Raw genomic sequence first — 23401 nt, 5'->3', positions numbered from 1 at the left:
GAATTCACCTTGTTTTTCTTGCTCATAAACTCTGTTAAGGAATAAAATCAGAATAAATAATAGCTTACATCGTAGGCTGGGTTAGATTATCTAGCGCTAGCGCAGATAGCGTAACCCAGCATTTTACGCATATAAGGTACTTTGCTGGGTTACGTTTTGTTTTCTTCCCGCCAACAAAGAACGATATCCTTCACTTTCTTATTACCCGTAAACGCCGCATGACTGGCAAACTGGATAAAGTCCATTTTTATCTTGGTATGCCGTTGCTGCTGTCTGAGCCATTCATTTAGCACACAGCCCAGCCATAAAGCCGGTTCTATATCTTGTACATATTTCTGCTGAAAACTCACAGCAGAAATCCCCTGCCCCGCTTGTTGCTCCAATAAAACAAAATAGCGGCGCAACCATTTACGATACAACGGTAATTCCATCACTTGTATCTCGCGCTCGACCACTTCTATCTTGTTAATCTTCGGCTTACGTTTTTTAGTAAGTAACGCTTCACTATCGACACGCAATTTCTGCACAATCGCGATCAACTCATCTTCTACGGCATAATCCTGGGTATTGGCTGAAATAGAGAGTTGCAGTGGTTTAATCTGATTCCATTGCTCGGGAATACTGTCCTGCTCAGACCAATCCTGCATTTCATAACCAGGATTCTGGCGTAGAAAAAAGGCAAAGCCTTGTACTAATTGCGCCCGTGCTTCGATCTTGCGCAGCTCAAACAAAAAGGTTTTCAGTTTATCTAAAATATCCTGCAAACGCTGATGATAAATTGGCAATAAGCGCATTAATTGCTCTTCCAGCAAAGCATACAGCGCCGGATGCTCATCGACCATTTCTAATAAATACTCGGGGCGCAAGGAACTGATTGCCTGTACTAACAACTCGACACGCGAGATATAAAACACGTTTTGTTTTTTCTTCTCGGCTAAGGTACGCACATTGGCAAAACGGCTATTAATGAGCATCAATAAATAGCTGGTGTTTTCTTCTAAATTATCCGAGAGATCAAAAATAACTCGCTCAACTTCAGCGCTGTAATTTTCTGCATCTTCAATACGATTCTCATCCCAGGCATCCTGATACATAAGGATTTGCTGTTCTAAAGTATCGACCCAACTCGCTAAATCGGTATCTAATCGGCGCAAACGATCACTACTTAAAGCACTATCGACAAATTGCCCTAAACGCCCGGAAATGCGATAGCCATCAATACTATGATTTACCAGAACTTTGAGCTGCTTTAATTGATTGAGCGCACGCTGATTTTTGCTGTCTTTGTAAACAACACCTTCGTAATACGCCTGGGCAATCAAATCACTATGATTCGCCAGTGCTTTAAATAAACGCTCTAAACCTTGCGCCTGACTCAAAATAAAGTCTCCTGAGCGCTCTCCTCTTCATCCTGCTCGACAGGTATTTCTTCATGCTCCTGAATAAACTGCAGCGACTGATAAAAATAATCCAACTTGCCAGTCACTTGATAAATCAAGGTATCGCGATTGGCTAATTGCAAATAACCCCATTTCTGCAAAGTGCTCAATAATTTTTCCAGGCGACCTTTAACTGAATCTTCATTGCTGGTGAAATCTTTGAATTTTGCAAAGGCTTGCAAACGATCCGCTAAGGCCTGATTATTTTCGATCACTTGCAATAAACTGGAGAAAGCCAAGGTATCGCCGGGCGATAACACTGCATCCTGCTTTAAACAAGCCATCATCATATCCAGCCATTCAACCACCGGATGCAATTCCAAACGAAATTGCTGAAATACTTTGCGAATATCCTGGCGTGCCACATTATCGATTTCTATATAGGCGGCATAAACAGATAATTTATTTTGCGTATGCGCCAGGCGATAATTTAAACGCTGCAAATAATCTTCTACCTGAAAGAAATTCTCTGGATTCTGTAAATACTGAAAACCCGCTTCATCGGTGATTTCACAAATAAATTCACCCTGCAATAAGCGCTTCACCAAAGACTCAAACATCGGTATTCTCCACACTCACTTCAACTTCTGTTCCCGGCAGTTCTACGTCAAAAGCCAAAGTCTTCAGGTTAGCCATATATTCCGTATCCATATCCATCTCAATTAATTCACGGAAACCATGCACCTGATAGCGATTTTTAAAGAAGCCTAAAATCTCTGGGTCAGGATCTGGAAATGCCGATAGCAAAGTAATATTGTTCTTGGTCAATAACTCGATCAACATTTCTATATTTAATTGATGCAATTCTTTTAATTCATCCATCGGCCAGATAAAACGCACCGGTTGGTCTTTGCGAATCATATTCACCAGGGCAATAAAGAACACGCATAAAATCAGATACGATAAACCATGACTGGAAATCTGGCGTAACTCTTCGGCATGCGTTGCGCGTTTACTACGGCCATTTTCAGTGACAATAATTTCCAGTTCCAACAAATTGACTAACTTCATTTCTACCTTATTTTTGCTCTGCAATTGCTCCGCAATACGACGCACAATTTCGGCAAAATCATCAGCGGGTAATTGTCCGTCAGTATGCCGACTCCATTCATCATATTGGTCGGTAAATTTAACAATTTGCTCCCAATAGCCCAGCGTCTTGACTTTTGAGGTTAAGCGGCCCTGTATGCTTTCAATTTTTTCAAAGCTGATATTTTGATCAATATTCGCCGCCAAACGACGCGATAAAGAATCAATTCCACGATCAAAACGTTGTAAAGCTTGTTGGTAATTACGAATCGCACTGCCAAAAGTCTGCGCCTGCATCACCAACCAACGCCTTGTATCATCTGCACTGGAAACAAACCACTCTTGTATGGCGGGCAACCACTGCATTTCATCGCTATCAATACCTAATTCAGTATTGACTGCTGAATAATAACTATAGGGACGGGTATTTGGAATCGCGGCCAGTACACGTTTTAAATGACGCACTAAATCGCTTAATTCCTTACGCTGCGTTTTATGCTTGGCGGTGAGAATTTTGAAATGGCCTTGCAGTAAATTCAAATGATGCGAGCTATCGAATGATACTTGTTCAGGTATTTTTTTCGGATAAGGTGCTAAATCTTCAATGACTTTTTTCAGCGTAGTCACTTCTTTATCGTATTTCTTAATACTATTTTTAATCTGCTCTAAGCGCTCATCCAGCATTTTACGTTGCTGCTGATAAGCCGTATGCAAAGTGTCATATTGCTGATTCTGCTGTTGCTCGGTTACCGCGCGGGCACTGAGATCTGACTGTATACTGTCATAACGTAGCCATTCTACATCTAGCCAGCGCTGATATTGGCTAACTAATTGCTCTGCATTTTCCGCTTCTGCCAATTCCTGCTTGAGCGCATGCACTTTAACTTCTAATGCCGTTAAAGTTGCAGTATCGACTTTGCGTTCGCGCATACTCTGCAAGCGCTGCTGTTTTAACTCCGCTAGTTCATTGGCTTTTTGTTCTTTCAGGCGATGCATGTCCTGATCTGCGACAGCATGTTCATGAGCGGCTTGCCGAGTAAATTCGGCTATTTTTTCAGCTAGCGTTTGGGTTAATACGCGGATTTCGTCTTTTAATTGCCGCTGAAGTGCAGCTAATTGTAGGTTATTTTGCTTAATTTGCTCATTTACTTCGGTGCGTTGCTGCTTTAACTGCTGTTCACGCTCTTTTTTGCTGCGCACAATTTGCAGTTTTAAGGAGTCCAATTCCTCTTTGACCGTTTGCAAATGACTGTTGGCCTGGCCTTTTTCTAAATGCATTTGCTTTTGCTTTTTTTGCAAGCTCGCATCTGCTTTACTTAATTGCTGCAACGCTTCTTCAGCACTATTTTCCGCCACAACATGCTGCTGCATTTGTTCGCGCAAATCATGCAAAACATCGCGCAATTGCTGTTCATCTACCGTACGATCAGCCTCTATACCGCCCAATTGCAAAGCAACGCCATACACGCTTGCTGGCCCGGATAAAAGTTCCGGCTCTAAATCATCACGCAGTAACAATTCCGGCTTAATGACTTTGGCAAGATTCTCACCCCAATCCGGCTTATATTCGCGCAAAAACCCCAATAAAGTACTCGCATCGGCATTAATTTGCGCTTCAACTGCCTCAGTTTGCGCAAGCAATAACTGCTTTTCTTCCGCATGCTTACGCTTTTTCTGAAACACCACTTCAACGGCCGCTTTATGCTCACGAATTTCTTCTTCTACCGACTGCTCATTAACCTCAGCGTCTTGTTTTTGCAGTAAATAAATATCATGCAATTCTAATTTTGTCTCACGATCGGCAATCAATATCGGATCCGCTTGAACTTGCGTGATCTGGCTATTTAATGCCCCCAGTTGCTCGCTTAAAGTCAGAGTCGATTGACGCTTTTGCTCTTGCTGTTGCTCACTGGCATCGCGTAAAACTTCTTTACGTTCAGTCGTCTCCGCCGTCGCGTGTGCTTTTTGCTCGCTTAGTTTTTGCTGGGTTTGTTGTTTTTGCAACTCAAAGCCATGAATTTGTGCGGCAAAATATTGTTCTTTTTCAGCGTGTAAGCGACGAAATTCAGCTTCAATATCCTGTACATCAGACAAGAGCTGACTTAAATTATCGCGCTCGCTATTCAAAGCAGTTTTAAGCGACTCTAAACGTGAATATAACTGCTTTTTGCCTGCTATATCCTGCGCTTCCCATGCCGCTTTCTCTTTTTCTAGTTGCGCTTTTTGACGCTGCAATTGCGCTAACTCAGCTTTAGTCGTCGCTAAAGCAGATTTAAGCGCCAGCTCCTCTTCTTCCCAGGCTTTCTGCACTTGCTCTACTTGCCGATAACAGACGGCACCGGCCTGGCGCTGTTCTTGTTCTGCCTGTTCGCTTTGCGCCAGCAACTTTTCCAAACGCACTTGCAACTCGCCCAAGCCTTGCTCGGTTTGTAATAGTACTGTTTCAACCTGATTCAATAATTCTATTTTTGGCCGCTCTTGCTCAACCTGCTGATAAGCACGATATTCTTTATACCAGCTATCCAGCGTTTCCATTTGCAATTCCAGAGCAATAGATTCACGGTTTTCATCGATACAGTTGACCAGCATTTCACGCAAATCGGCAAAATCTGTAGAACGCATAAACATGCCGGTAATAATTTTTTCTATATCTTTTAAGCGCTGCCCCGAACTGCCCTGACAAAAACTGTAACGCGCAATCAGCTGGCGCATGTCCTGGCCTTTGTTATGCGGCAAATTCTGGATAATAGTGCGGTAATCGCTACAGGCGGTCACTTGATTGCTGTGCTGCACCTGACGGGTAAGGAGATGTGATTTTAAATGTCGACAAGAGACCGGATATTTTGCGCCATCTTCATGTTGCTCAATAAAGTCTTCCGGCTCAAAATCTTTGTCTATAAAGCGATAACATAATCCTTCATCATTTGTCGAAGCATAAATAGCGACCATGCAGGTTTGCTCATTACGCTGATATTCAAAAATAATATACGAGGATTCGCGCGGCAAATAATGTTTAACAAAGCTATCAGTGACGCGACTTTTCGGCACTAAACGCCCCGGTCTTTCACCATAAAATAAGGGAATTAAACGCAGTAAAGTGGTTTTACCCGCACCATTAACCCCGTTTAAATTAGTATGCCCATCTAAGCGAACTTCTTGCAATTCACCCTCTTTATAAGAGTCGATAAGAATAAGGCGATTAAGTGAATACATCATTAGATTTGGCTTATTTAAAAAGTTCATACCTTGCGGCGCGGGTGCTAATAAGAATTAAGAGCGGCATTTTAACACTTTCCTGATTTTCGCCCTGTACATTTACGGTAAAATTTACGAATGCGCTGACACTGACTTGGCGTATAATTGTTCTCTTATTTACCTACCCCTTTAGGAAAAACACCCACTATGCCAGAAATCATTATCTACACCAGCAACCTCTGCCCCTACTGCACAATGGCTAAACGCCTGCTAAGCGCAAAAGGAGCAACTTATACGGAATTAAATGTGGATACCACGCCCGGTTTAAGAGAAGAAATGGTACAAAAAACCAGACGCAGAACTGTGCCGCAAATCTATATCGGTGAACAACATATAGGTGGCTTTGATGATTTACGTGCTTTGGATTTGAAAAAAGGCTTAGATCCCTTGCTAGTTCTGAGATAGCCGTTTCAATAACACGACTGGCATTCTATGTACAGGATTCTAAACTGCTCTAAAGCTTAAATAGGCCAACTTTTGTATAACTCTCTGTTATTTATATCTATCTTGCTGTTTGCGTTAAATACTCAGGCGCAACCAGCTGTACCCGTTTTGCAGTTGAATACCGAAGGGCTGCAGGTAGACTTGCATTGGTCCAAAGTGGATAGTGCCACGGGTTATCGCCTGTTTTATGCGCCTTATCCCTATCTGGGTGATGCAACTATAAACAGCATTGATTTGGGCGCTGAAACTGACTTTACTATTGGCTTATGGCAAGGGGCGACTTTTTATGTTGCCCTACAAGCCTATGATGACCAGAACCAAAGCAGCGAGTATTCTAATATCGGTTTTTTGGAAATTCAGGATCGAGGTGCTGCCTATCGTCAATATTGGCGCACGGTCACTAAAGAAATCAGAGGGTATTCTTTTACTACACAAAGTTTTTTATATGATTCATTGCCCAATGTCACTGACTGTGTTGCGGGTATTCTTAATGAGCAAGCACAACAGAGACTGCTTGATGCATTTAATCAGACACGCAAACTACACCAGCTCTCAGCTATCACATATGATCACGACGCTGATTTTGAAGTTCAACAAGCCGCATTAATTCAACGTGCAAATAACTTTTTATCGCATAAACCCGGAACGGATGCGACTTGTTACAGTAATGCAGGTTTTGATGGCAGTAATAGTAGCAATTTATATTTAAGTGGGAATGATAGCGACCCGGCAAATGTCTTAATGAGTTTTATAGGCGATGCCTCTAACATTTCTAATATCTCAGGCGTTGGCCATAGACGCACATTATTAAACCCTTTTCTGCAGTTTACCAGTTATGGTCAGGTATTAGGCGCATCGGGAGTGAAAGTATTTGATTTTCCCGGCAACTCAACAACGGCCGCTGAAGATATTCCTGACTATGTTGCATTTCCCTATTTGCGCTATCCCTATGCGTTTTTTTCCGATAAAACATCCAGCAAAAAAACTCCGTGGAATTTAACCATTATCGAAGACAAGTCTTCGACATGGGCAAATCAACATAATTATTTTGCGAGTGCCAAAATTAGCGTAACACAGAAAAGCGATGGTCAATCAATGACTGTAGCTGACCTACATTTCGACACTAATGGCTCTGGAGTCCCTAATAATCTTAGCTGGACAGTGACGGACTGGCAGTATGACACCTGGTATAGCGTAGTAATCAGCAATATAATGTATCAATCTGGGGAAACAGGCAGCATTCAGTATGATGTTTTTATTGATTATAAAAATATCATCGATATACCATCGTCTCTTGCAGCAGGTGCCTGAAAAAACGACTCTGTTATGCAAGGGACTTTGTTTGAACAAATTGATCAGGACAGCGTTGAAGTCTATTTAGAAGGTTTAGTCACTTTTGCAGGTATCGAGCCCGTTTTCTATTCTGGCTTCTTGTATCACCCGATCAACCATTATTAGTATCGAAAGAGAAGCTTTTACGCTGAGCCTGGATGCAGGAAACTATACCTTGAAATATCTAACTATAAATTATACTATTCAAGTAAGTTAATTTACCGCGCAAAAGGTTGCATTTATACCCATCTTAAATATATTTGTAAGGCGGTCGTGCTTTAGCTCGCACATTTCCTGATACCAGCGAGCTAAAGCACCTTCCAGCTGACTAACAACAGAATTAATCCAAAGGAATTCTGATTTTTTGCCCCGGATATATTAGATCAGGATCTTTTATAACCTCTTTATTCGCCTCAAAAATACGTGGATATTCCATCGCATTTTGATAATATTTTTTAGCAATTTTAGATAAGGAATCACCACTTTGAATCACATAATATTCAACATTTCCAGGTTCTAAGGCCGCGACAACATCAGTTTCCACATCGTTAATCTGAATTTTAGGCACAACCTCTGTCACACCCTGAGTATTACCCGCCATCAAAACGACTTTCTGAGCAGCCTCAGCACTGTCTGTCGCTCCAATAATAGTCGCAATCCCATCCTTGAAGATCACACTTAAATCGTCTATTCCCGGATTGTTTGCCGAAATATATTCCGTTATTTTGGCTGCTGCATCAACATCTTTTTTAAATAGCTTACTACCTATATCTTTTGCAAAATCAAATAATCCCATTATCCTCTCCGTTATATTATTTAAAAGAATTTCTTGGCCATATTAAATAAATCATCTGTTATATCGCCATCATTATTTGTATCCAGAAATGAAGTAATCATGCCTACGACAGGGCTGGCATCAGCACCCAGAATACTACTCATATCCAGACTTTGCCCTCTACCACCAATTGGACTGTCCTTTGTTTCCTTACTCAGTGCACTCATAACAGCAGTTGCCACCAGAGGTAATAATTGCTTAATAATGCCACTGTCTACACCGGTTTTTTGAGCGGCCTGTTCAGCTACATTTCGACTAACATCCCTGCTGCCAAGAACATGGCCTAAAATAGCATTCCCTTCTTCGGTTGCAGCGGGTTCAGTTAATTGCTCTGGATGATCCAGGTAATGCTGATAATCACCTTTGCCCAGGGCGCTCACTAATGCCCCAAGGCCTTCGCTAGTGCTTGCATTGGTTTTGATTCCGTCTGAAACTGCCGGTAACAACTGACCAATAACCTTTTGCACATCAGCTTCATTAATACCGCTATTACGCGCTAACTGGGTGATTAATTGTGCATCCTGACCACTTAAAAGTGTGTCTAAAATTCCCATTAAATTCTCCATAAATTAAAGTACAAACTTTGATACTATACCTATAATCTCTTAAGCGTCATTTATCCTAATAATAGAAAATACAAATGGGCTAATGAGTCATCTTGAATGATAGAACATTTAAAGTATTCCGGCTAGCTAAAGTTATCAGTGGATTATAATAAGAATACGCTCGTAATATCTTCACCATTTGATTTGAGCAAAGATCTTCAGCCTGCTGTTTCAAAGCGGACTAAATAGCAGCTCACTATCTTGTTGATGTTATTCTATGTGGGCATAAGCACTATAACCAGCCAGCCATCCATCATCCTAAGTCTATTTATAATGAAGGAATCACCTGGATACTAAAAACCGTTTACCAACAATACTACAGCCATTAAAGAGGAAAACAGCAATGCCTGAGATAAATGATAATAATAAGAAAAAAACCTCTTATTCAAGAGAACAGTCACCCGGCTTCCTGGAAAAAATAGGTGTTAAATATTACAGTTATCTGGCAAATAAATCAGGTACTGCAAATATGCAAAATATCAGTATCGATGATCTTCCTCCTGATATTACCTTGCACACACTGGCTGGCAATATCACGGGGTTTGCTGCAGTCATCGGATTTGCTATCGGAGCGTTAACCACCTTTGTAACTATCTGGGTGGAATGGACTTATATGGAGAGCATGGAAACCACTGCTTATTACCTGCTTTATGGCAGCACTCTGGTGGTTATGCTGGCGATCGAAATGAGCGTTTTGTTCTGGTTAGGATTAAAAACAGTCTACAGCCTTGCTTGCCTTACAGGACACAATCAGACAGCTAAAGGCTCATGTCTGCCTGGCGATGATGCCGTACCCAATATTCTAGCCCGTGCGGCATTGGAGGTGCCCGACCCGATTATTCATTATCTGGGCATAGATCCACTAAAACATTTATCCAAGTCCAAATTGTTTCTGGTCGCCTTTTTATATAAAGCTAAAGTTGTCTTAAGCGGTCTTGCCGTTAAATTTTTATTAATTCGCCTGTTTGGTAAAGGTGAAGCCCGGACAGCCTTTAGCTGGGTTGCCATACCTATTACGGGTTTCTGGGATGCATTCACCTTATATAAAGTAGCTCGGGAAGCAAGGCTTAGACTATTTGGCAACAAACTGGCAGAACATATCGTCAATGAAATGCTCACCGAAGAACTGATTGCTCAACTCAGTCCTAAAGCACGTGAAGGTTCTGTGCGAGCCGTTGCTACAATGATGGTTCTGGCGCAAAACTATCATCCGAACATGCTGGTTTTATTACTCAGGCTGTGCGACACATTTAAAATTGATGAGAACAAGGAATACGATAACTGGGAAGATTTTCTTGTCGTACTAGATGAAGTCACAACAAAAGAACGCTATTTTTTACTGGATTTACTCAGTGTTGCCGCTGCATTTGATGGCCATTTATCGAAGCTGGAACGCCATCATTTGCCAGAAGCATTTAAGGAATTAACTAATGAGTATATGGAACGCACTGAACAGTTAAAAACTTTGCTGGTAAATGGCCAATTACATGCAGCTAAAAAACTGTGTGTACTGGATTTCAATCCTGGCTAATAGCTCAGGCAAACAGGCCACCCGACAGTGAGCAGACAGACTTCCTGTAATCCTGAATAGTAATGTTAAAAACAGGCGGAGTAATGGCCCTTTAATTTGCCTTATTCACAGGAAGAGCGGGTCTCGGATCAGGTGGTTCAGTAGGCCCGCCACCGCCAAATCCGGTAGGTCTGTTGTACAGACCGCGTCCATAATACTGACCGTAATTAGGATAACTGTAGCCTTCGTAGACCGTATATCCAGTGCTGGTTTGACCACCACTACTACATGCTGTCAACAACTGCATGACTGTTAACAAAACAGCAATATGCATTAATCTGCTAGTTTTCATAATCATTGCTCCTCCGTTAATGGGTCTTTGTCTTCCGGCTGCCAGCGATGCAATATTAAGAACGCTCCGAGGTTGTCAGAAATAACGGCGATATTCGCACCCGTATCTTGTAAAGCTTCACCAGGACGAACCCAGACTTTTCCACCCAGCTTCTTTACTATGTTTGTTAATAAAGCAGGATCTTTGACTCGAACAGAAGCTACCCAACGAACCTTAAAATCATCCTCAGGCACGTGCCTGATACCGGCGCGCCATTGCCCCTTATTTTCCAGAATCAGGTAATCACTTTGCGCAGTTAAGGAATCATAGAGACCTAAATCCTGATAAAAGATAAAGCTGTTCTGCGGCTGATTGCTCCATAATTCGTTCCATAACCAGGAACCCACTGCAGGCTCCCTATCTGCAGGATCGCCATCAAGAGAGTGGAGTAGCAAAAACTGCGCTCCCAGTGGGTCACTCACTAAAGCTCCGCGTCCACGGTTTTGCATATCAAGTGGACCTTTAATTATCTTTCCACCCTGATCTTCAAGATAGTCGCTTGCTAGATCGACATCAGGCACAGACATATAGGCAAGCCAGAGCGCTTCTGCTTTTTTCCCGGCCTCTGGCTTAACTTCCAGCATGCCCCCTATACGTTGGCCCTTGTTCAGAATGACCGTATAGCGTCCCTGTTGTTCAAAGGTCCAGTTAAACAGCTCACTATAAAATTTTCGTGAAGCGGCAATATCAGGGGTCAGTAAATCATGCCAGACAAATTTGCCTTGATAATAGACATTGGTGGGAGCTGCGGTGATGGGAATCAGGAAATCTGTTTTTGTGCTAACAGGAGATGAAACGGGAGTGGTACAGCCAGAAAGCATAGCACTGACTAATAGCAGGGAACTAAGTATTCGCCAGCAATAGCAGGAAAACCTGGTATTAAAATTAAACATGATTTTATTTCGTAATGTAAATGTATTAGAAAGCAGTATATAGTATTTCCCGTTAATATGACTCATACGGCTTAAGGCGCAGCTACCGCGGCACAGTCAAACAAATACCACATCTATAGCCATGCAGCACACATTCGAAAAGTAGAGAAAACAGGGCTGACCTGTAAAAAGAATTTTGAGAGGAGTTTAGAGGATGTCACTCAGCAGTAAAGCAGCCGAGTGACATCTATTTCGCAAGTAAAATGAGTCTACTAGTTGAATTTTATATCAATACGACGATTTTTCTGACGACCGGCGGCTGAATTATTTGAAGCTACCGGCTGGCTTTGACCATAACCTATCGCTGTAATACGGTCGGCTGCAACGCCTTTGCTAATGAGTACATTACGAATAAAATCAGCACGTTTTTGGGATAATTCCATATTACGTCCAGCATTACCTGTATTATCAGTATGCCCTTCCAGAGTCACTTTTTTACTCGGATACTTTTCCATATAGCTAGCCAGCAAATCAATACCTGTTGAAGCACCAGGCACTAAATCAGCCGTGCCAGTAACAAACTCAATGTTTCCGAAGGCTAATAAAATTTCACGCTCTGCTTCTAATAATTGCATTTTCAGCAATTTGTTCTGCGCAGCATCCAATTGGTTTTTAGCAGCATCTTTTTTTAAGTTAAGAGAGTCTGTAATCAACTGCTCTTTTTTGCTCATTAAATCGATACTGTTTTGCCTAGACTGTCCAGCCGCTGCAGTATTAACTGCAGTCTCGACTTGAGCATTACCGATGTAAGCCAAAGAAGTCATGTCTTCTACAGATTCAGCAGCAGCAGCATCTAATAGCGTTGTATTCGCTTTGCTTAATTCATCTGCTGCATATCTTTGAATAGCTGGATTGCTAGCCGCTGCCTTATACGCTTGCTGTGCTTCTAGCAGAGATTTTGGTTTTTGTAACTCCGCACAACCTACAGCCAGTGTTGTGATTATAGCGGGGATAAGCAGTTTTTTTACTGTCATTGTATTCATATAAAGATCCAAAAAATTTTAGTTGGTGCGTTACAACACTATTTAAGCTGTGATTTCAACATTTCCAGACTTTGCTGCATTTGCTTTTCAGATGCACTCGCTTTTCCTGCTTCTGTCTTCGCTTGAGCCAAATTACCTTCTGCAGTCGATTCGTTAGCTAAACGCAAAGCTTCTTCGTTTTTACCTTCTTTCATTTCAGATTTAGCTTGCTGCAATTTGTTTTTTGCTCTTTCCAGTTCCACTGGAGCATATTCATTTGCACCAACATTGCGTGCCGATTGAAGAGTCGCTTCTGCGTAAGCTATTTCAGATTTTGGGGCAGCTATACCACATCCGGTTAAAACTGAAACAGCAGCAATTAAAGCGCTCGCTTTAATTAATGACGCAGTACTTTTTTTTGTGAACATGAACCTACTCTCCAATTTAATTGTTGAAATTTGTATACTAATAAACATTTCGCTAATTCTATATGAGTTAAGTCTGATTGCAAATAGTTCCTTTGTCTTTCAATATTTAAGCTCAAAGAAAGCTAATTTGAAAATGTGTCTCAAGTATATCTCTGCATTGGGTATGAATAATTACTCAGTTGTAGACTCTGGAGAAATAAACCAGCGACTTATTAACTTCAGACTATACATAAAAACGATCCTAATTTACCTTTGTATTAGTAAGCAGTCAGCCGATCGCATCAAAAGCACACCATTAGCTACGACCATAGCGAAACGCGAGCTTTCACACTTATTAATTTTTAATGCCTATCCCTTTAGCCAATAAATATAAGCAAAAAACGACTAAAAACAGAATAAAACATATAATAATTAGCATGGCAGTTGTTACATCTATATCTGAAATACCGGTTAAGCCATAACGAAAAGTATTAATCATATACAGGATAGGATTACCCAAAGCAATTTTCTGCCAGACATCAGGCAGCATAGAAACAGAATAAAACACGCCGCCTAAATAACTGAGTGGTGTTAAAACAAAATTGGGAATAATAGATATATCATCAAAACTATCGGCAAAAATAGCATTAACAAAACCGGCCAAAGAAAATAAGGTTGCAGTTAACATAAAGACACTGATAGTAATCCACCAGTTAGTTACCGATATTTCCGTAAATAGCATGGAGATGCCCGCCACTACACAGCCAACTAACATTCCGCGTGTTATCCCGCCACCAATATACCCGGCTAATATCACCCAGTTAGGCACCGGTGCAACCAGTAGCTCTTCGATATGGCGTTGAAATTTAGTTGAGTAAAAAGATGATACAACATTGGCATACGAATGACTGATGACTGACATTAATATCACACCAGGTACTATATAATTCATATAACTTATGCCATCAATATTCCCTATTCGCGCACCAATAAGCTTGCCAAAAATCAGAAAATATAATGACGTCGTGACTGCTGGAGGCAGTAATGTTTGCGGCCAAATCCGTGTAAAACGACGAACCTCTTTAAATAAAAGAGTTCTAAATGCAATCGAATTATTCATTAAATAATCGTTTCACCTTTTGCTAATTTAGGTAAGCGCCCTTCCAGACCCATTGCACCACGCATTACTTTATTTTTAAGCGGAGTCATACGCTCAGCCAAGCCCAGGCCTAAATTCCTGAAAAATTTAACGGGCATCACTGTGTTACTAAAGATGCGATAAAACAGATCCATTACCGTCATCATTTTTAGGTTTTCGTTGCGCCTTAACCGTTCGTATCTCTTGAGCACCGCTACATCTGCAATATTTTTACCTTTATTACTGGCCTCAATTAACACTTCTGCCAGCATTGCGGCATCCAGCAAACCTATATTAACCCCCTGACCTGCCAGGGGGTTAATCATATGCGCTGCATCGCCAACTAATGCTATACCCTGTTTCACATATTCCTGTGCATGCTGGCGCTTTAAAGGAAAACTGGCGACACCTAGAATCTTATTAATTTTCCCCAGACAGTCAGGAAAGGTTTTTGTTAATTCAATCAGTAATTCTTCGTCAGATAAAGTCTTTAAACGCCGAACTTCGTCAGGCGTGTTATACCAGACGATAGAGCCATAATTCCCCGATAAAGGCAAGAAAGCCTGCGGTCCGGTCGGTACAAAACGCTGCCAGGTAATATCCTGTTGCTCATAGTCCGTTTCTACATAGATAACCATTGCATGTTGCTGATAATCCCAACTAGTCACACCCACACCCACAGTTTGTCTTAATCGCGATTGGCCACCATCTGCACCGACCAATACTTTGGCGGACAAAACCCGGCCATCATCCAGCTGTATACTGCCTTTGCCATCGGCATAATGAATTTTCCTGATAATAGAGGGACATAAAAAATCAATATTAGAAAATTCCTGCGCTCTTTGCAGTAAGGCCAGTTGAGTCACACGATTTTCAACGATATAACCTAAAGCATCATAAGCGATAGCATCACTATTAAATTCGGTATCACCAGCAGTTTCCCATACACGCATTCGTTTAAAAGGACACATACGCATGGCGATTACAGCATCCCATGCACCGACAGTTTGTAGAATTTGTTGTGAAGCAATGCTTAAAGCAGAAACGCGCAAATCATGCGCCTGCTCAGGAGAAAATTCTTCGGGCATAGCTTGTTCAATCAGAGCGACCTTTAAATCACTATTACCCAGAGCACAGGCAACTACAGCACCGACCATGCCACCGCCAACAATGATTACATCATATTCTTCTTTCATTTCAACATTCCTCTACCAGCCAAGCCGATAATTATAGCACCATGAACTATGCTGATGATTGCCAATCATTATTATAAAACAGCGGCTATTCGCCAGCACATCCAGCCTGATAACGTGTCGGATCAGGCACTCCAGCCTCGGCAAACCCTGTTTTCCTTAAGCGACAGGCATCGCATTCACCACAAGCAAAGCCTTCCGGGCTAGCCGCGTAACAGGATACAGTCTGTGCATAATTGACCTGTAATTCAATGCCACTCTGTATAATTTCACCCTTACTCATATGAATAAGGGGCGCATGTATTTTAATTTTATGCCCTTCTACACCCGCTTTGGTAGCAACATTTGCCAGCGCCTGAAAGGCCTCAATAAACTGTGGACGACAATCGGGATAACCAGAATAATCCACCGCATTAACACCAATAAAAATATCATGTGCATCTAACACCTCAGCCCAGCCCAGAGCAAACGATAAAAATACGGTATTCCTGGCAGGCACATAAGTGACGGGGATCCCTGTTTGGGGTGTAACAGGGACATTTAAGGCATCATCTGTTAAAGCTGACCCGCCAATTTCACCCAGCCCCAGTTTAATCACTTTGTGTACTGCGACTTGATAGTCTGGTGCTATTTTTCTGGCGGAAATAAGTTCTGCATTATGTTTTTGTCCATAATCAAAACTCAAGGCATAGACGGTATAGCCTTGCCGTTTTGCCATCGCCAGGACAGTGACCGAGTCTAGTCCGCCCGATAATAAGATAATTGCTTTTTTTGTCATATTGCTTGAATAGTTAAGTTCCTGTATTGCTATTATACTGACTATAAGTAATCAATTGAATATCCCTGCGCAGACTGAATAAGTAAAGCTATAATATGCGCTAATACAAACCAATATACGACACCTAGCTATGCAAGAAAAAGATGTTTTACGCCGTTTTTTATTTGATGGATTAGCCGTTCGAGGCGAATGGTTAAATTTATCCGCTAGCTGGCAAGCAGCAAAACAACATCACCAATATCCGGATGCAGTCAAGCAAATATTAGGAGAAGCCCTTGCTGCGGCAACGTTACTTTCTGCAACAATTAAATTTGATGGCAATTTGATTATCCAGGTCCAGGGAGATGGGCCATTAAAATCACTGGTTGCTCAAAGTACAAATAACAGAGAAATTCGAGGCTGGGCTCGTTGCGATGAGACTATTTCCGGTGACAGTCTACCTGAATTATTAGGTTCTGGCCGACTGGTGTTAACCATAGAACCAACTTCTGGCGATCCATATCAGGGAATCGTGCCGTTAACAGGATCACGTCTTGCCGAAGCAGTAGAAGCCTACTTTGCACAATCTGAACAATTGAACACCCGGCTATGGATATTTGCCAATAAAAATCAGGCCGCTGCTTTGTTTATTCAAGAACTGCCTGCACAGCAAGATGAACAGACTCGGGAAGACTGGCAACGTATTGAGGCTTTAGCCAATACCATTACCGAACAGGAATTGCTATCACTATCTTGTGAAGAGGTATTACACCGCTTATTTAATGAAGAACAAGTACGCCTGTTTGCTGCAGAACCGATTAGCTTCAAATGTCGCTGCTCGGCTGAAAAAGTCGAAACGACGTTATTATCGCTGGGCCGCGAAACAGTAGATGAAATTCTGGCCGAGCATGGAGAGATCATTGCTGACTGCGAGTTTTGTAGTGCAAAATATCATTTTGATAAAGTTGATATAGCGCGCGTTTTTTTAGGGGCCGTGGTTCAGCCTCACAGTAAAACCCAGCATTAATTGACAGATCTTAATAAAGAGTTGGCATCAATGCTCTACGCTAGAGCTTTCTAGTGTTAATGCAAAATTTACATTGAAAAGTGGCGTTATTAATATATGACCCTTTTGATTTATATATACGATTTTTCGCTATTGCAAGAGAAGCTGTGTATACAAAACTGCAGCAACCAAAAAACAATTATTGCTTTTTACCTTATTAACGTGTGATCGCTAGCAATTCACTGGTATGAATCAGTTTTGTGGGTTACGTTTAATTTCAGGGTCGAGGTTTCTAAAAGTTTCCTGATTACGTATAACTTCCAGCCTATAACTAAAATTCTTTGTAGCGCGTTATGGCGCTAGCGGAATACGGGATATTCATGGCACCTATTCCCCACATTCCGTAAACGTCATACGGGCTTCATTAGATTTATACGCATGTTTTAAAGATAGCTGAAGCTTGTGGGTAATCAGAAAAAGTTTTGTTGACCTCGATGTACCACCTCCAGCACAATAGCTTTCATTTTATGGAGTGGTGGAATACCCTATCATTATCGTCAATTGAGCTAAAGGGATGTTCTGTTATTATGAGAAAATTGAATAATGGAAACTAAGAAAGGAAAATTAATACGCTGGATTGATGCTAAAGGATTTGGCTTTATAACCCCGGAAAATGGCAAAAGTGATATTTTTATCCATATTACAGCATTTAAGGGCATGGGACGTAAGCCAGTTATTGGCGATATTATTCATTATGAAATAGGGACTGATACTAACGGTAAAACCCGTGCAGTTAATGCCAGGATTGAAGGCGTTAGGCAAATACTTACTTTAGAGCCTATAAAATATAAACGCGAGAAACAAATCCCAACTCGTACTAAGCCAAGAGCATATAGAAAAACGGCAAAACCAAAGAATAACTTTAATTTTTTACCCGCTGTTATTTTCGTTGGCATAGCTGTTTTTATTTATAACAAAGTTTCACAAGAACCTTCAGTAACTCACCCTGGTGCTACACTGAGAGTTCAGCCAATAAGACAAATAGAAAGATTCCAATGCCAAGGTAAAGTTTGGTGTACAGAAATGGACTCTTATGAAGAAGCTGTATTTTATCTTGGTCATTGTCCTGGCACTAAAATGGATGGCGATGGTGACGGTATTCCCTGCGAGCGACAATTTTAAGAGTTAAAAGTAATAATGAATATGACATCTATCTTTGAACAACTTTTTGCTGCCTATTGGTGGCTAATCCCTGCCCTTCTCGCTATTAGTTTTCTAAAGACATCTTTTATGAAAGGCGTTATTGGAGAGCTGCAGGTAAATTTAGCAGCTAAGTTTCTACTCGATAAGAGTAAGTACACTTTATTTAAAAATGTCACACTTCCAACTGAAGACGGAACTACCCAAATAGACCATGTAATTGTTTCCAGGGATGGTGTTTTCGTTATTGAAACCAAGAATATGAAAGGCTGGATCTTTGGCAGTGAAAATCAAAAAACATGGACTCAGAAGATTTACCGCCATACTTCTAAATTCCAGAACCCACTACATCAAAATTATAAGCATACTCAAACATTGCAAGCTGCTCTAAACATTGAGCCAAGCACGATATTTTCCATTGTCGTTTTTGTTGGCGACAGCACCTTTAAAACGGTTATGCCGGATAATGTCGTTTATGCTGGTGGCTATATTCGATACATCAAAAACAAAACTCAATCGGTATTCACTGAATCTGAAGTTAAGGATATTTGTGCCCAAATATCTACTGGTAGATTAAAGCCATCACTTAAAACTCATAGAGATCATGTTAAGCATGTCAAAACGTTAGTTGCTGAAAAGCAACGTCCAATAGAAGTTAAGCCCGTACTAAAAAACGCTGCGAATACTTGTCCTAAATGTGGAGAAGCAATGGTATTGAGAACTGCTAAGCGTGGTGATAATCAGGGGAAGCAGTTTTGGGGATGTAGTGGGTATCCGAAGTGTAGAGAAGTAAGGCCAGCTTTATGACTGGTTAGGCTATCGCCAAACACTTTTTTACCCATTCCATCCCTGGCTTTAAACGGACAGCATTCATGCTATCCTTGCAGTGTGATACTTGGCTTTTATTGTGGACTATTCGAGTATGACAGTTGCTGCTATATCAAGCACTGAAGCATTAATCCACCCTCGCCTACGTGTAATGTCCTGCAAACATCCGTTTTTTGAGACCCTATTATCTGCAAATATAAAATCAGAGCTAAATTCGAACAAATTACAAAGGGACGTTTGTAGTTTATTTTTTAGCTATACTCTTCAATTAGATTTAAAAAAAGCACCTATTCAGTCTAAATTATGGAGGAATATATGTCAGAGATAAGAGATTTTATTAAAAAACTGCCGAAAGCTGAATTACATATTCATATTGAAGGCTCTCTTGAGCCGGAATTAATGTTTAAATTAAGCAAAAAGAACGCTATAGAAATCCCCTTTAAATCAGTAGAGGAAATTCGATTGGCTTATAAATTTAATAACTTACAAAGCTTCCTAGATATCTACTATGCTGGTGCAGCTGTACTAATAACAGAGGAAGATTTTTATGATCTGACTTGGGCATACCTTGAACGATGTAAAGAGAATAATGTTCTTCATACAGAAGTTTTTTATGATCCCCAAACGCACACCAATAGAGGTATTGATTTTGATATCGTTATCAATGGTATTCATCGCGCTCTTGTAGATGGGAAAAATAAGCTTGGAATATCATCAAAACTTATTATGTGTTTTTTAAGGCATCTTGATGAGGCGGATGCTTTTACAACACTTGAGCAGGCCAGTTCTCATTTAGACAAAATTGTAGCAGTTGGGTTGGATTCATCGGAAATTGGTCATCCACCTTCTAAATTTGAAAGAGTTTTTGAAAAGGCACAATCAATGGGGCTACTGACTGTTGCTCATGCCGGAGAAGAAGGGCCGCCTGCCTATATATGGGAAGCGTTAGATTTATTAAAAGTCTCACGTATAGATCATGGAGTGCGTGCACTAGAAGATGAAGCACTGGTTACAAAATTAATTACCGAGAAAATACCTCTTACCATTTGTCCATTGTCGAATATTAAATTGTGTGTTTTTAAAAAGATGTCAGAGCACAATTACCGAAAACTGTTGAAAAAAGGACTTGTTGTTACTATTAATAGCGATGATCCAGCCTATTTTGGTGGATATATAAATCAAAACTATATAGAAACGGCTGAAGCCTTGAGCTTAAGTAAAGAAGAACTGGCATTAAGTGCTAAAAATTCCTTTATCGCTAGTTTTATTAGTGATGAGCAGAAAAAAATTTATTGTGATTTAGTCGATAAGACACTTTAAATATCGCTCAGCAATCGCATGAATGGATTCTTGTAGTGGTCTAATAATCCTGTACTAAACGATAGGAGTTTATAATAACCCCTTAATCAAAGATGCAGACCAATGAGTAAACGAAAAAGTTATACAACAGAATTTAAACATGAAGCGGCCAGTCTGGTATTAGATCAGGCATATTCCATAAATGATGCTTGCGAAGCTATGGGCGTTGGAACTACAGCAATGCGCCGTTGGGTCACTCAATTAAAAGAAGAGCGTCATGGTGTTACGCCAAAAGGAAGCCGAGCGATTACTTCTGATCAGCAAAAGATTCAAGACCTGGAAGCCCAAATAAAGAAATTAACAAGGGAAAAAGAAATTTTAAAAAAGGCTTCAGCTCTCTTAATATCGGACGTGTATCAATTTTAATGCTAATTGATGAGTTAAGAGAGCAATACAAACAATGCGAATTATTGCAAACATTTGAGATGAGTCGTAGTAGTTACAACTACCACCGTAAGCATGCAAACAAGGCAGATCCTGAGCGAGACAGGTTAAAATCCAAGGTTATTGCGTTACATGAAGCGAGCCGCAGTTCAGCGGGGAGTCGTACCCTTTCTGCTCAATTAAAACAGCAAGGTGAATCTGTTGGACGCTTCAAAACACGGAGTTTAATGCAAGAAGCGGAGCTGACAAGTAAACAGCCAGGCGCACATCGTTACAAGGTGGCTGAAAAGCCATCAAACATAGCGGATAACCACTTAAACCGTGAATTTTCTACCGAACTGGCTAATCAAGTTTGGTGTGGTGATGTCACCTATATTTGGTCGGGTACAGGCTGGATATATTTAGCATTGGTGATTGATTTAAATGCGCGCCGTATCGTGGGGTGGGCTTGCTCAACTAGTCCTGACTCAGTATTGACTACACGAGCGTTAAAATTAGCTTATGCGGCTAGAGGAGAGCCCAAGAACTTGATGTTTCATTCTGATCAGGGGTGCCATTACACCAGTAAGGTATTCCAGCAGCAATTGTCGGAATATGAGATCAAGCAAAGCATGAGTCGGCGTGGTAACTGTTGGGATAATGCACCTATGGAGCGTTGTTTTAGAAGCTTTAAATCTGAATGGATGCCTAAGACTTTTTATTCATCTTATGAACAGGCAGAGAAAGATATTATGCAATACATCAAGTATTACAATAGTTTCCGTGTACATAGTTATAACAATTATTTAACCCCAATCCAAGCGGAGAAAGAAGCCGCTTAAAAAACCGATCGTTATGTACGAATTTACTTGACCACTACACAGAAATCTCCTGCAGGGGCATGGATGGCAGTGGGAGCCAGTTAACATCAAAGAAGAAGATATGCCCGTTGATGTTGAGGATGCATCGATTCGCCTCAAACCGATTATGACCGACGCCGATATGGCAATGAGGTACGACCCGGAATACCGCAAAATTTCGGAACGGTTCCACAAGGACCCAGCCTACTTTTCGGAAGTCTTCGCCCGTGCCTGGTTCAAACTAACGCATCGTGACATGGGGCCGAAGACTCGCTACATCGGTCCAGACGCGCCTAAGGAAGAACTGATCTGGCAAGACCCAGTGCCCGCAGGCCCTACTGATTATGACGTTGCAGTTGTAAAAACAAAGATTGCAGACAGTGGTCTGAGTGACAGTGAAATGATCGCTACTGCGTGGGACAGCGCTCGCACTTTCCGTGGTTCGGACAAACGTGGTGGCGCCAACGGTGCACGTATCCGTCTCGCCCCGCAAAAAGACTGGGAGGGGAACGAGCCTGCGCGTCTTGCCAAGGTACTTATAGTGCTCGAAGGCATTGCGGCAGAGACTGGTGCCAGCGTAGCCGATGTCATTGTGTTGGCTGGTAGCGTAGGCGTTGAACAGGCAGCAAAGGCTGCAGGCGTGAATATCACCGTGCCTTTCTCGCCAGGGCGTGGTGATGCTAGTCAGGAAATGACGGATGTTGAATCCATCAATGTACTCGAACCAGTTCATGATGGATACCGCAACTGGCTCAAGAAGGACTATATCGTTAGTGCAGAAGAGCTGATGCTTGATCGCAAACCCAGCTTATGGGGTTGACCGCCCATGAGATGACAATGTTGGTCGGTGGTTTGCGTGTACTTGGCACCAACCACGGAGGTACTAAGCACGGTGTCTTTACTGATCGTGAAGGTATGCTGACCAATGCCTTTTTTGTCAATCCTACAGACATGAGGTATACATGGAAGCCAGCTGGCAATAACTTATATGAAATAAGCGACCGCAAGTCGAGGGATGTAAAGTGGACGGCAACACGAATAGATCTGGTTTTTGGTAGCAATTCAATCCTTCGTGCCTATGCAGAAGTTTACGCGCAGGATGACAACCAAGAGAAGTTTGTTAAAGACTTCGTGGCCGCCTGGGCGAAGGTAATGAATGCTGATCGTTTCGATCTGGTGTAATTCTGAGTACCATCTCCACGTTGCTCAAGGCGGTGGCGTGGAGAGGTTTGAGGAGCAGTCACCAAAGGATAAAAGATCATTTTCTATTTGGCTGCAAGAAGGCGCTATGATTACTGAACAAAGGAAAATAATATACATACAAGATGATAGAATTGGACGACAATTCCGCTACGCTTCATTGAAAAGCAGAGGCTCAGCTCCCTAATCGAGAATTCAAAAATGATGATTCAAATGTCTAATTATTTAAATTAACTTGAGTCAGACTCGAATGGCACTTACTTAAGATATAAGCTACTGAAAATATTAAAAAAGGCAGGTTCGATGATAAACTGATTGCGACAAAACAACTTAGCCATCACCGAGGAACCTGCCTT

23 protein-coding genes are annotated in these 23401 nt (G+C 41.4%); 11 read left to right on the top strand and 12 right to left on the bottom strand.

Annotation, left to right across the window (positions count from 1 at the left end; genetic code table 11):
* Positions 1-149: 149 nt before the first annotated feature.
* The 3 genes from AU255_RS19560 to AU255_RS19550 are packed head-to-tail and all read right to left on the bottom strand — an operon-like array spanning position 150 to position 5711.
* Positions 150-1379: a hypothetical protein gene (locus tag AU255_RS19560; RefSeq protein ID WP_080524563.1), complete on the bottom strand. Its 1230-nt coding sequence runs from the start codon at positions 1377-1379 to the stop codon at positions 150-152.
* A complete protein-coding gene (locus AU255_RS19555; protein WP_080524562.1) occupies positions 1376-1999 on the bottom strand; it encodes a condensin complex protein MksE in 624 nt (207 codons plus the stop codon). The genes AU255_RS19560 and AU255_RS19555 overlap by 4 nt, the downstream gene beginning before the upstream one ends.
* Positions 1992-5711: an ATP-binding protein gene (locus AU255_RS19550; protein ID WP_233144759.1), complete on the bottom strand. Its 3720-nt coding sequence runs from the start codon at positions 5709-5711 to the stop codon at positions 1992-1994. Before AU255_RS19550 ends, AU255_RS19555 begins: the two co-directional genes overlap by 8 nt.
* Before the next feature lie 159 nt (positions 5712-5870).
* Between AU255_RS19550 and grxC the strand changes: the two genes are divergently transcribed.
* The 3 genes from grxC to AU255_RS21180 all read left to right on the top strand — a co-directional run bounded on the left by grxC (position 5871) and on the right by AU255_RS21180 (position 7625).
* On the top strand, positions 5871-6128 hold the full coding sequence (gene grxC, locus AU255_RS19545) for a glutaredoxin 3 (protein WP_080524561.1): 258 nt from the start codon (positions 5871-5873) through the stop codon (positions 6126-6128).
* 72 nt (positions 6129-6200) lie between these two features.
* The gene (locus tag AU255_RS19540) at positions 6201-7478 is read left to right on the top strand and encodes a CAP domain-containing protein (RefSeq protein ID WP_080524560.1); all 1278 of its coding nucleotides are present in this window, start codon (positions 6201-6203) and stop codon (positions 7476-7478) included.
* Between the two features lie 15 nt (positions 7479-7493).
* Positions 7494-7625 (top strand): hypothetical protein, encoded by a 132-nt coding sequence (locus AU255_RS21180; RefSeq protein ID WP_269844838.1) that lies wholly within the window; start codon positions 7494-7496, stop codon positions 7623-7625.
* A 214-nt stretch (positions 7626-7839) separates the two neighbouring features.
* On the opposite strand, the gene lysM is transcribed toward AU255_RS21180, so the two are convergent.
* Both lysM and AU255_RS19530 read right to left on the bottom strand, forming a co-directional pair.
* Positions 7840-8295, bottom strand: coding sequence for a peptidoglycan-binding protein LysM (lysM, locus tag AU255_RS19535; RefSeq protein ID WP_080524559.1), 456 nt, complete (start codon positions 8293-8295; stop codon positions 7840-7842).
* A 20-nt stretch (positions 8296-8315) separates the two neighbouring features.
* Positions 8316-8888, bottom strand: coding sequence for a DUF937 domain-containing protein (locus AU255_RS19530; RefSeq protein ID WP_080524558.1), 573 nt, complete (start codon positions 8886-8888; stop codon positions 8316-8318).
* Positions 8889-9282: 394 nt separating this feature from the next.
* On the opposite strand from AU255_RS19530, the gene AU255_RS19525 reads away from it, so the two are divergent.
* Positions 9283-10470 carry an LBF_2804 family protein gene (locus tag AU255_RS19525; RefSeq protein ID WP_080524557.1) on the top strand — a complete coding sequence of 396 codons (1188 nt, stop codon included), beginning with the start codon at positions 9283-9285 and terminating at the stop codon, positions 10468-10470.
* A 91-nt stretch (positions 10471-10561) separates the two neighbouring features.
* Here the strand turns inward: AU255_RS19525 and AU255_RS19520 are convergent, their stop codons facing one another.
* The 7 genes from AU255_RS19520 to queC form a co-directional block, all read right to left on the bottom strand.
* The gene (locus AU255_RS19520; protein ID WP_080524556.1) at positions 10562-10801 is read right to left on the bottom strand and encodes a hypothetical protein; all 240 of its coding nucleotides are present in this window, start codon (positions 10799-10801) and stop codon (positions 10562-10564) included.
* Between the two features lie 2 nt (positions 10802-10803).
* Positions 10804-11733: a VOC family protein gene (locus AU255_RS19515; protein ID WP_158083173.1), complete on the bottom strand. Its 930-nt coding sequence runs from the start codon at positions 11731-11733 to the stop codon at positions 10804-10806.
* A gap of 251 nt (positions 11734-11984) precedes the next feature.
* Complete coding sequence (locus AU255_RS19510; RefSeq protein WP_080524554.1) at positions 11985-12755, bottom strand: OmpA family protein; 771 nt, start codon at positions 12753-12755, stop codon at positions 11985-11987.
* Between the two features lie 38 nt (positions 12756-12793).
* Positions 12794-13162 carry a DUF4398 domain-containing protein gene (locus AU255_RS19505; protein WP_158083172.1) on the bottom strand — a complete coding sequence of 123 codons (369 nt, stop codon included), beginning with the start codon at positions 13160-13162 and terminating at the stop codon, positions 12794-12796.
* A gap of 334 nt (positions 13163-13496) precedes the next feature.
* Complete coding sequence (locus AU255_RS19500) at positions 13497-14261, bottom strand: ABC transporter permease (protein WP_080524552.1); 765 nt, start codon at positions 14259-14261, stop codon at positions 13497-13499.
* Positions 14261-15475, bottom strand: a complete 1215-nt coding sequence (locus AU255_RS19495; RefSeq protein ID WP_080524551.1) for an FAD-dependent monooxygenase — start codon at positions 15473-15475, stop codon at positions 14261-14263. The genes AU255_RS19500 and AU255_RS19495 overlap by 1 nt, the downstream gene beginning before the upstream one ends.
* Before the next feature lie 85 nt (positions 15476-15560).
* The gene (gene queC / locus AU255_RS19490; protein ID WP_080524550.1) at positions 15561-16250 is read right to left on the bottom strand and encodes a 7-cyano-7-deazaguanine synthase QueC; all 690 of its coding nucleotides are present in this window, start codon (positions 16248-16250) and stop codon (positions 15561-15563) included.
* A 130-nt stretch (positions 16251-16380) separates the two neighbouring features.
* Between queC and hslO the strand changes: the two genes are divergently transcribed.
* From hslO to AU255_RS21170, 7 genes are all read left to right on the top strand, one after another.
* Entirely contained in the window at positions 16381-17256 is an 876-nt protein-coding gene (gene hslO, locus AU255_RS19485; protein ID WP_080524549.1) for an Hsp33 family molecular chaperone HslO, read from the top strand.
* Positions 17257-17838: 582 nt separating this feature from the next.
* The gene (locus AU255_RS19480; RefSeq protein ID WP_080524548.1) at positions 17839-18417 is read left to right on the top strand and encodes a cold shock domain-containing protein; all 579 of its coding nucleotides are present in this window, start codon (positions 17839-17841) and stop codon (positions 18415-18417) included.
* 15 nt (positions 18418-18432) lie between these two features.
* Positions 18433-19242, top strand: coding sequence for a nuclease-related domain-containing protein (locus AU255_RS19475; RefSeq protein ID WP_080524547.1), 810 nt, complete (start codon positions 18433-18435; stop codon positions 19240-19242).
* A gap of 336 nt (positions 19243-19578) precedes the next feature.
* On the top strand, positions 19579-20583 hold the full coding sequence (locus AU255_RS19470; protein ID WP_080524546.1) for an adenosine deaminase: 1005 nt from the start codon (positions 19579-19581) through the stop codon (positions 20581-20583).
* Between the two features lie 102 nt (positions 20584-20685).
* A protein-coding gene (locus AU255_RS19465) for an IS3 family transposase (RefSeq protein WP_143736034.1) occupies positions 20686-21827 on the top strand; the annotation gives its coding sequence in 2 pieces (ribosomal slippage) (positions 20686-20941 and positions 20941-21827; 1143 coding nt in all).
* Positions 21828-21927: 100 nt separating this feature from the next.
* The gene (locus AU255_RS21175; RefSeq protein WP_198942707.1) at positions 21928-22665 is read left to right on the top strand and encodes a peroxidase family protein; all 738 of its coding nucleotides are present in this window, start codon (positions 21928-21930) and stop codon (positions 22663-22665) included.
* Entirely contained in the window at positions 22662-23027 is a 366-nt protein-coding gene (locus AU255_RS21170) for a peroxidase family protein (RefSeq protein WP_198942706.1), read from the top strand. The genes AU255_RS21175 and AU255_RS21170 overlap by 4 nt, the downstream gene beginning before the upstream one ends.
* Positions 23028-23401 lie beyond the last annotated feature (374 nt).

It is taken from the genome of Methyloprofundus sedimenti (assembly GCF_002072955.1).
In the GTDB taxonomy this organism is placed as follows: domain Bacteria; phylum Pseudomonadota; class Gammaproteobacteria; order Methylococcales; family Methylomonadaceae; genus Methyloprofundus; species Methyloprofundus sedimenti.
Note: the sequence above shows the minus strand (reverse complement) of the source record. Positions and strands in the feature narration are given on the sequence as shown.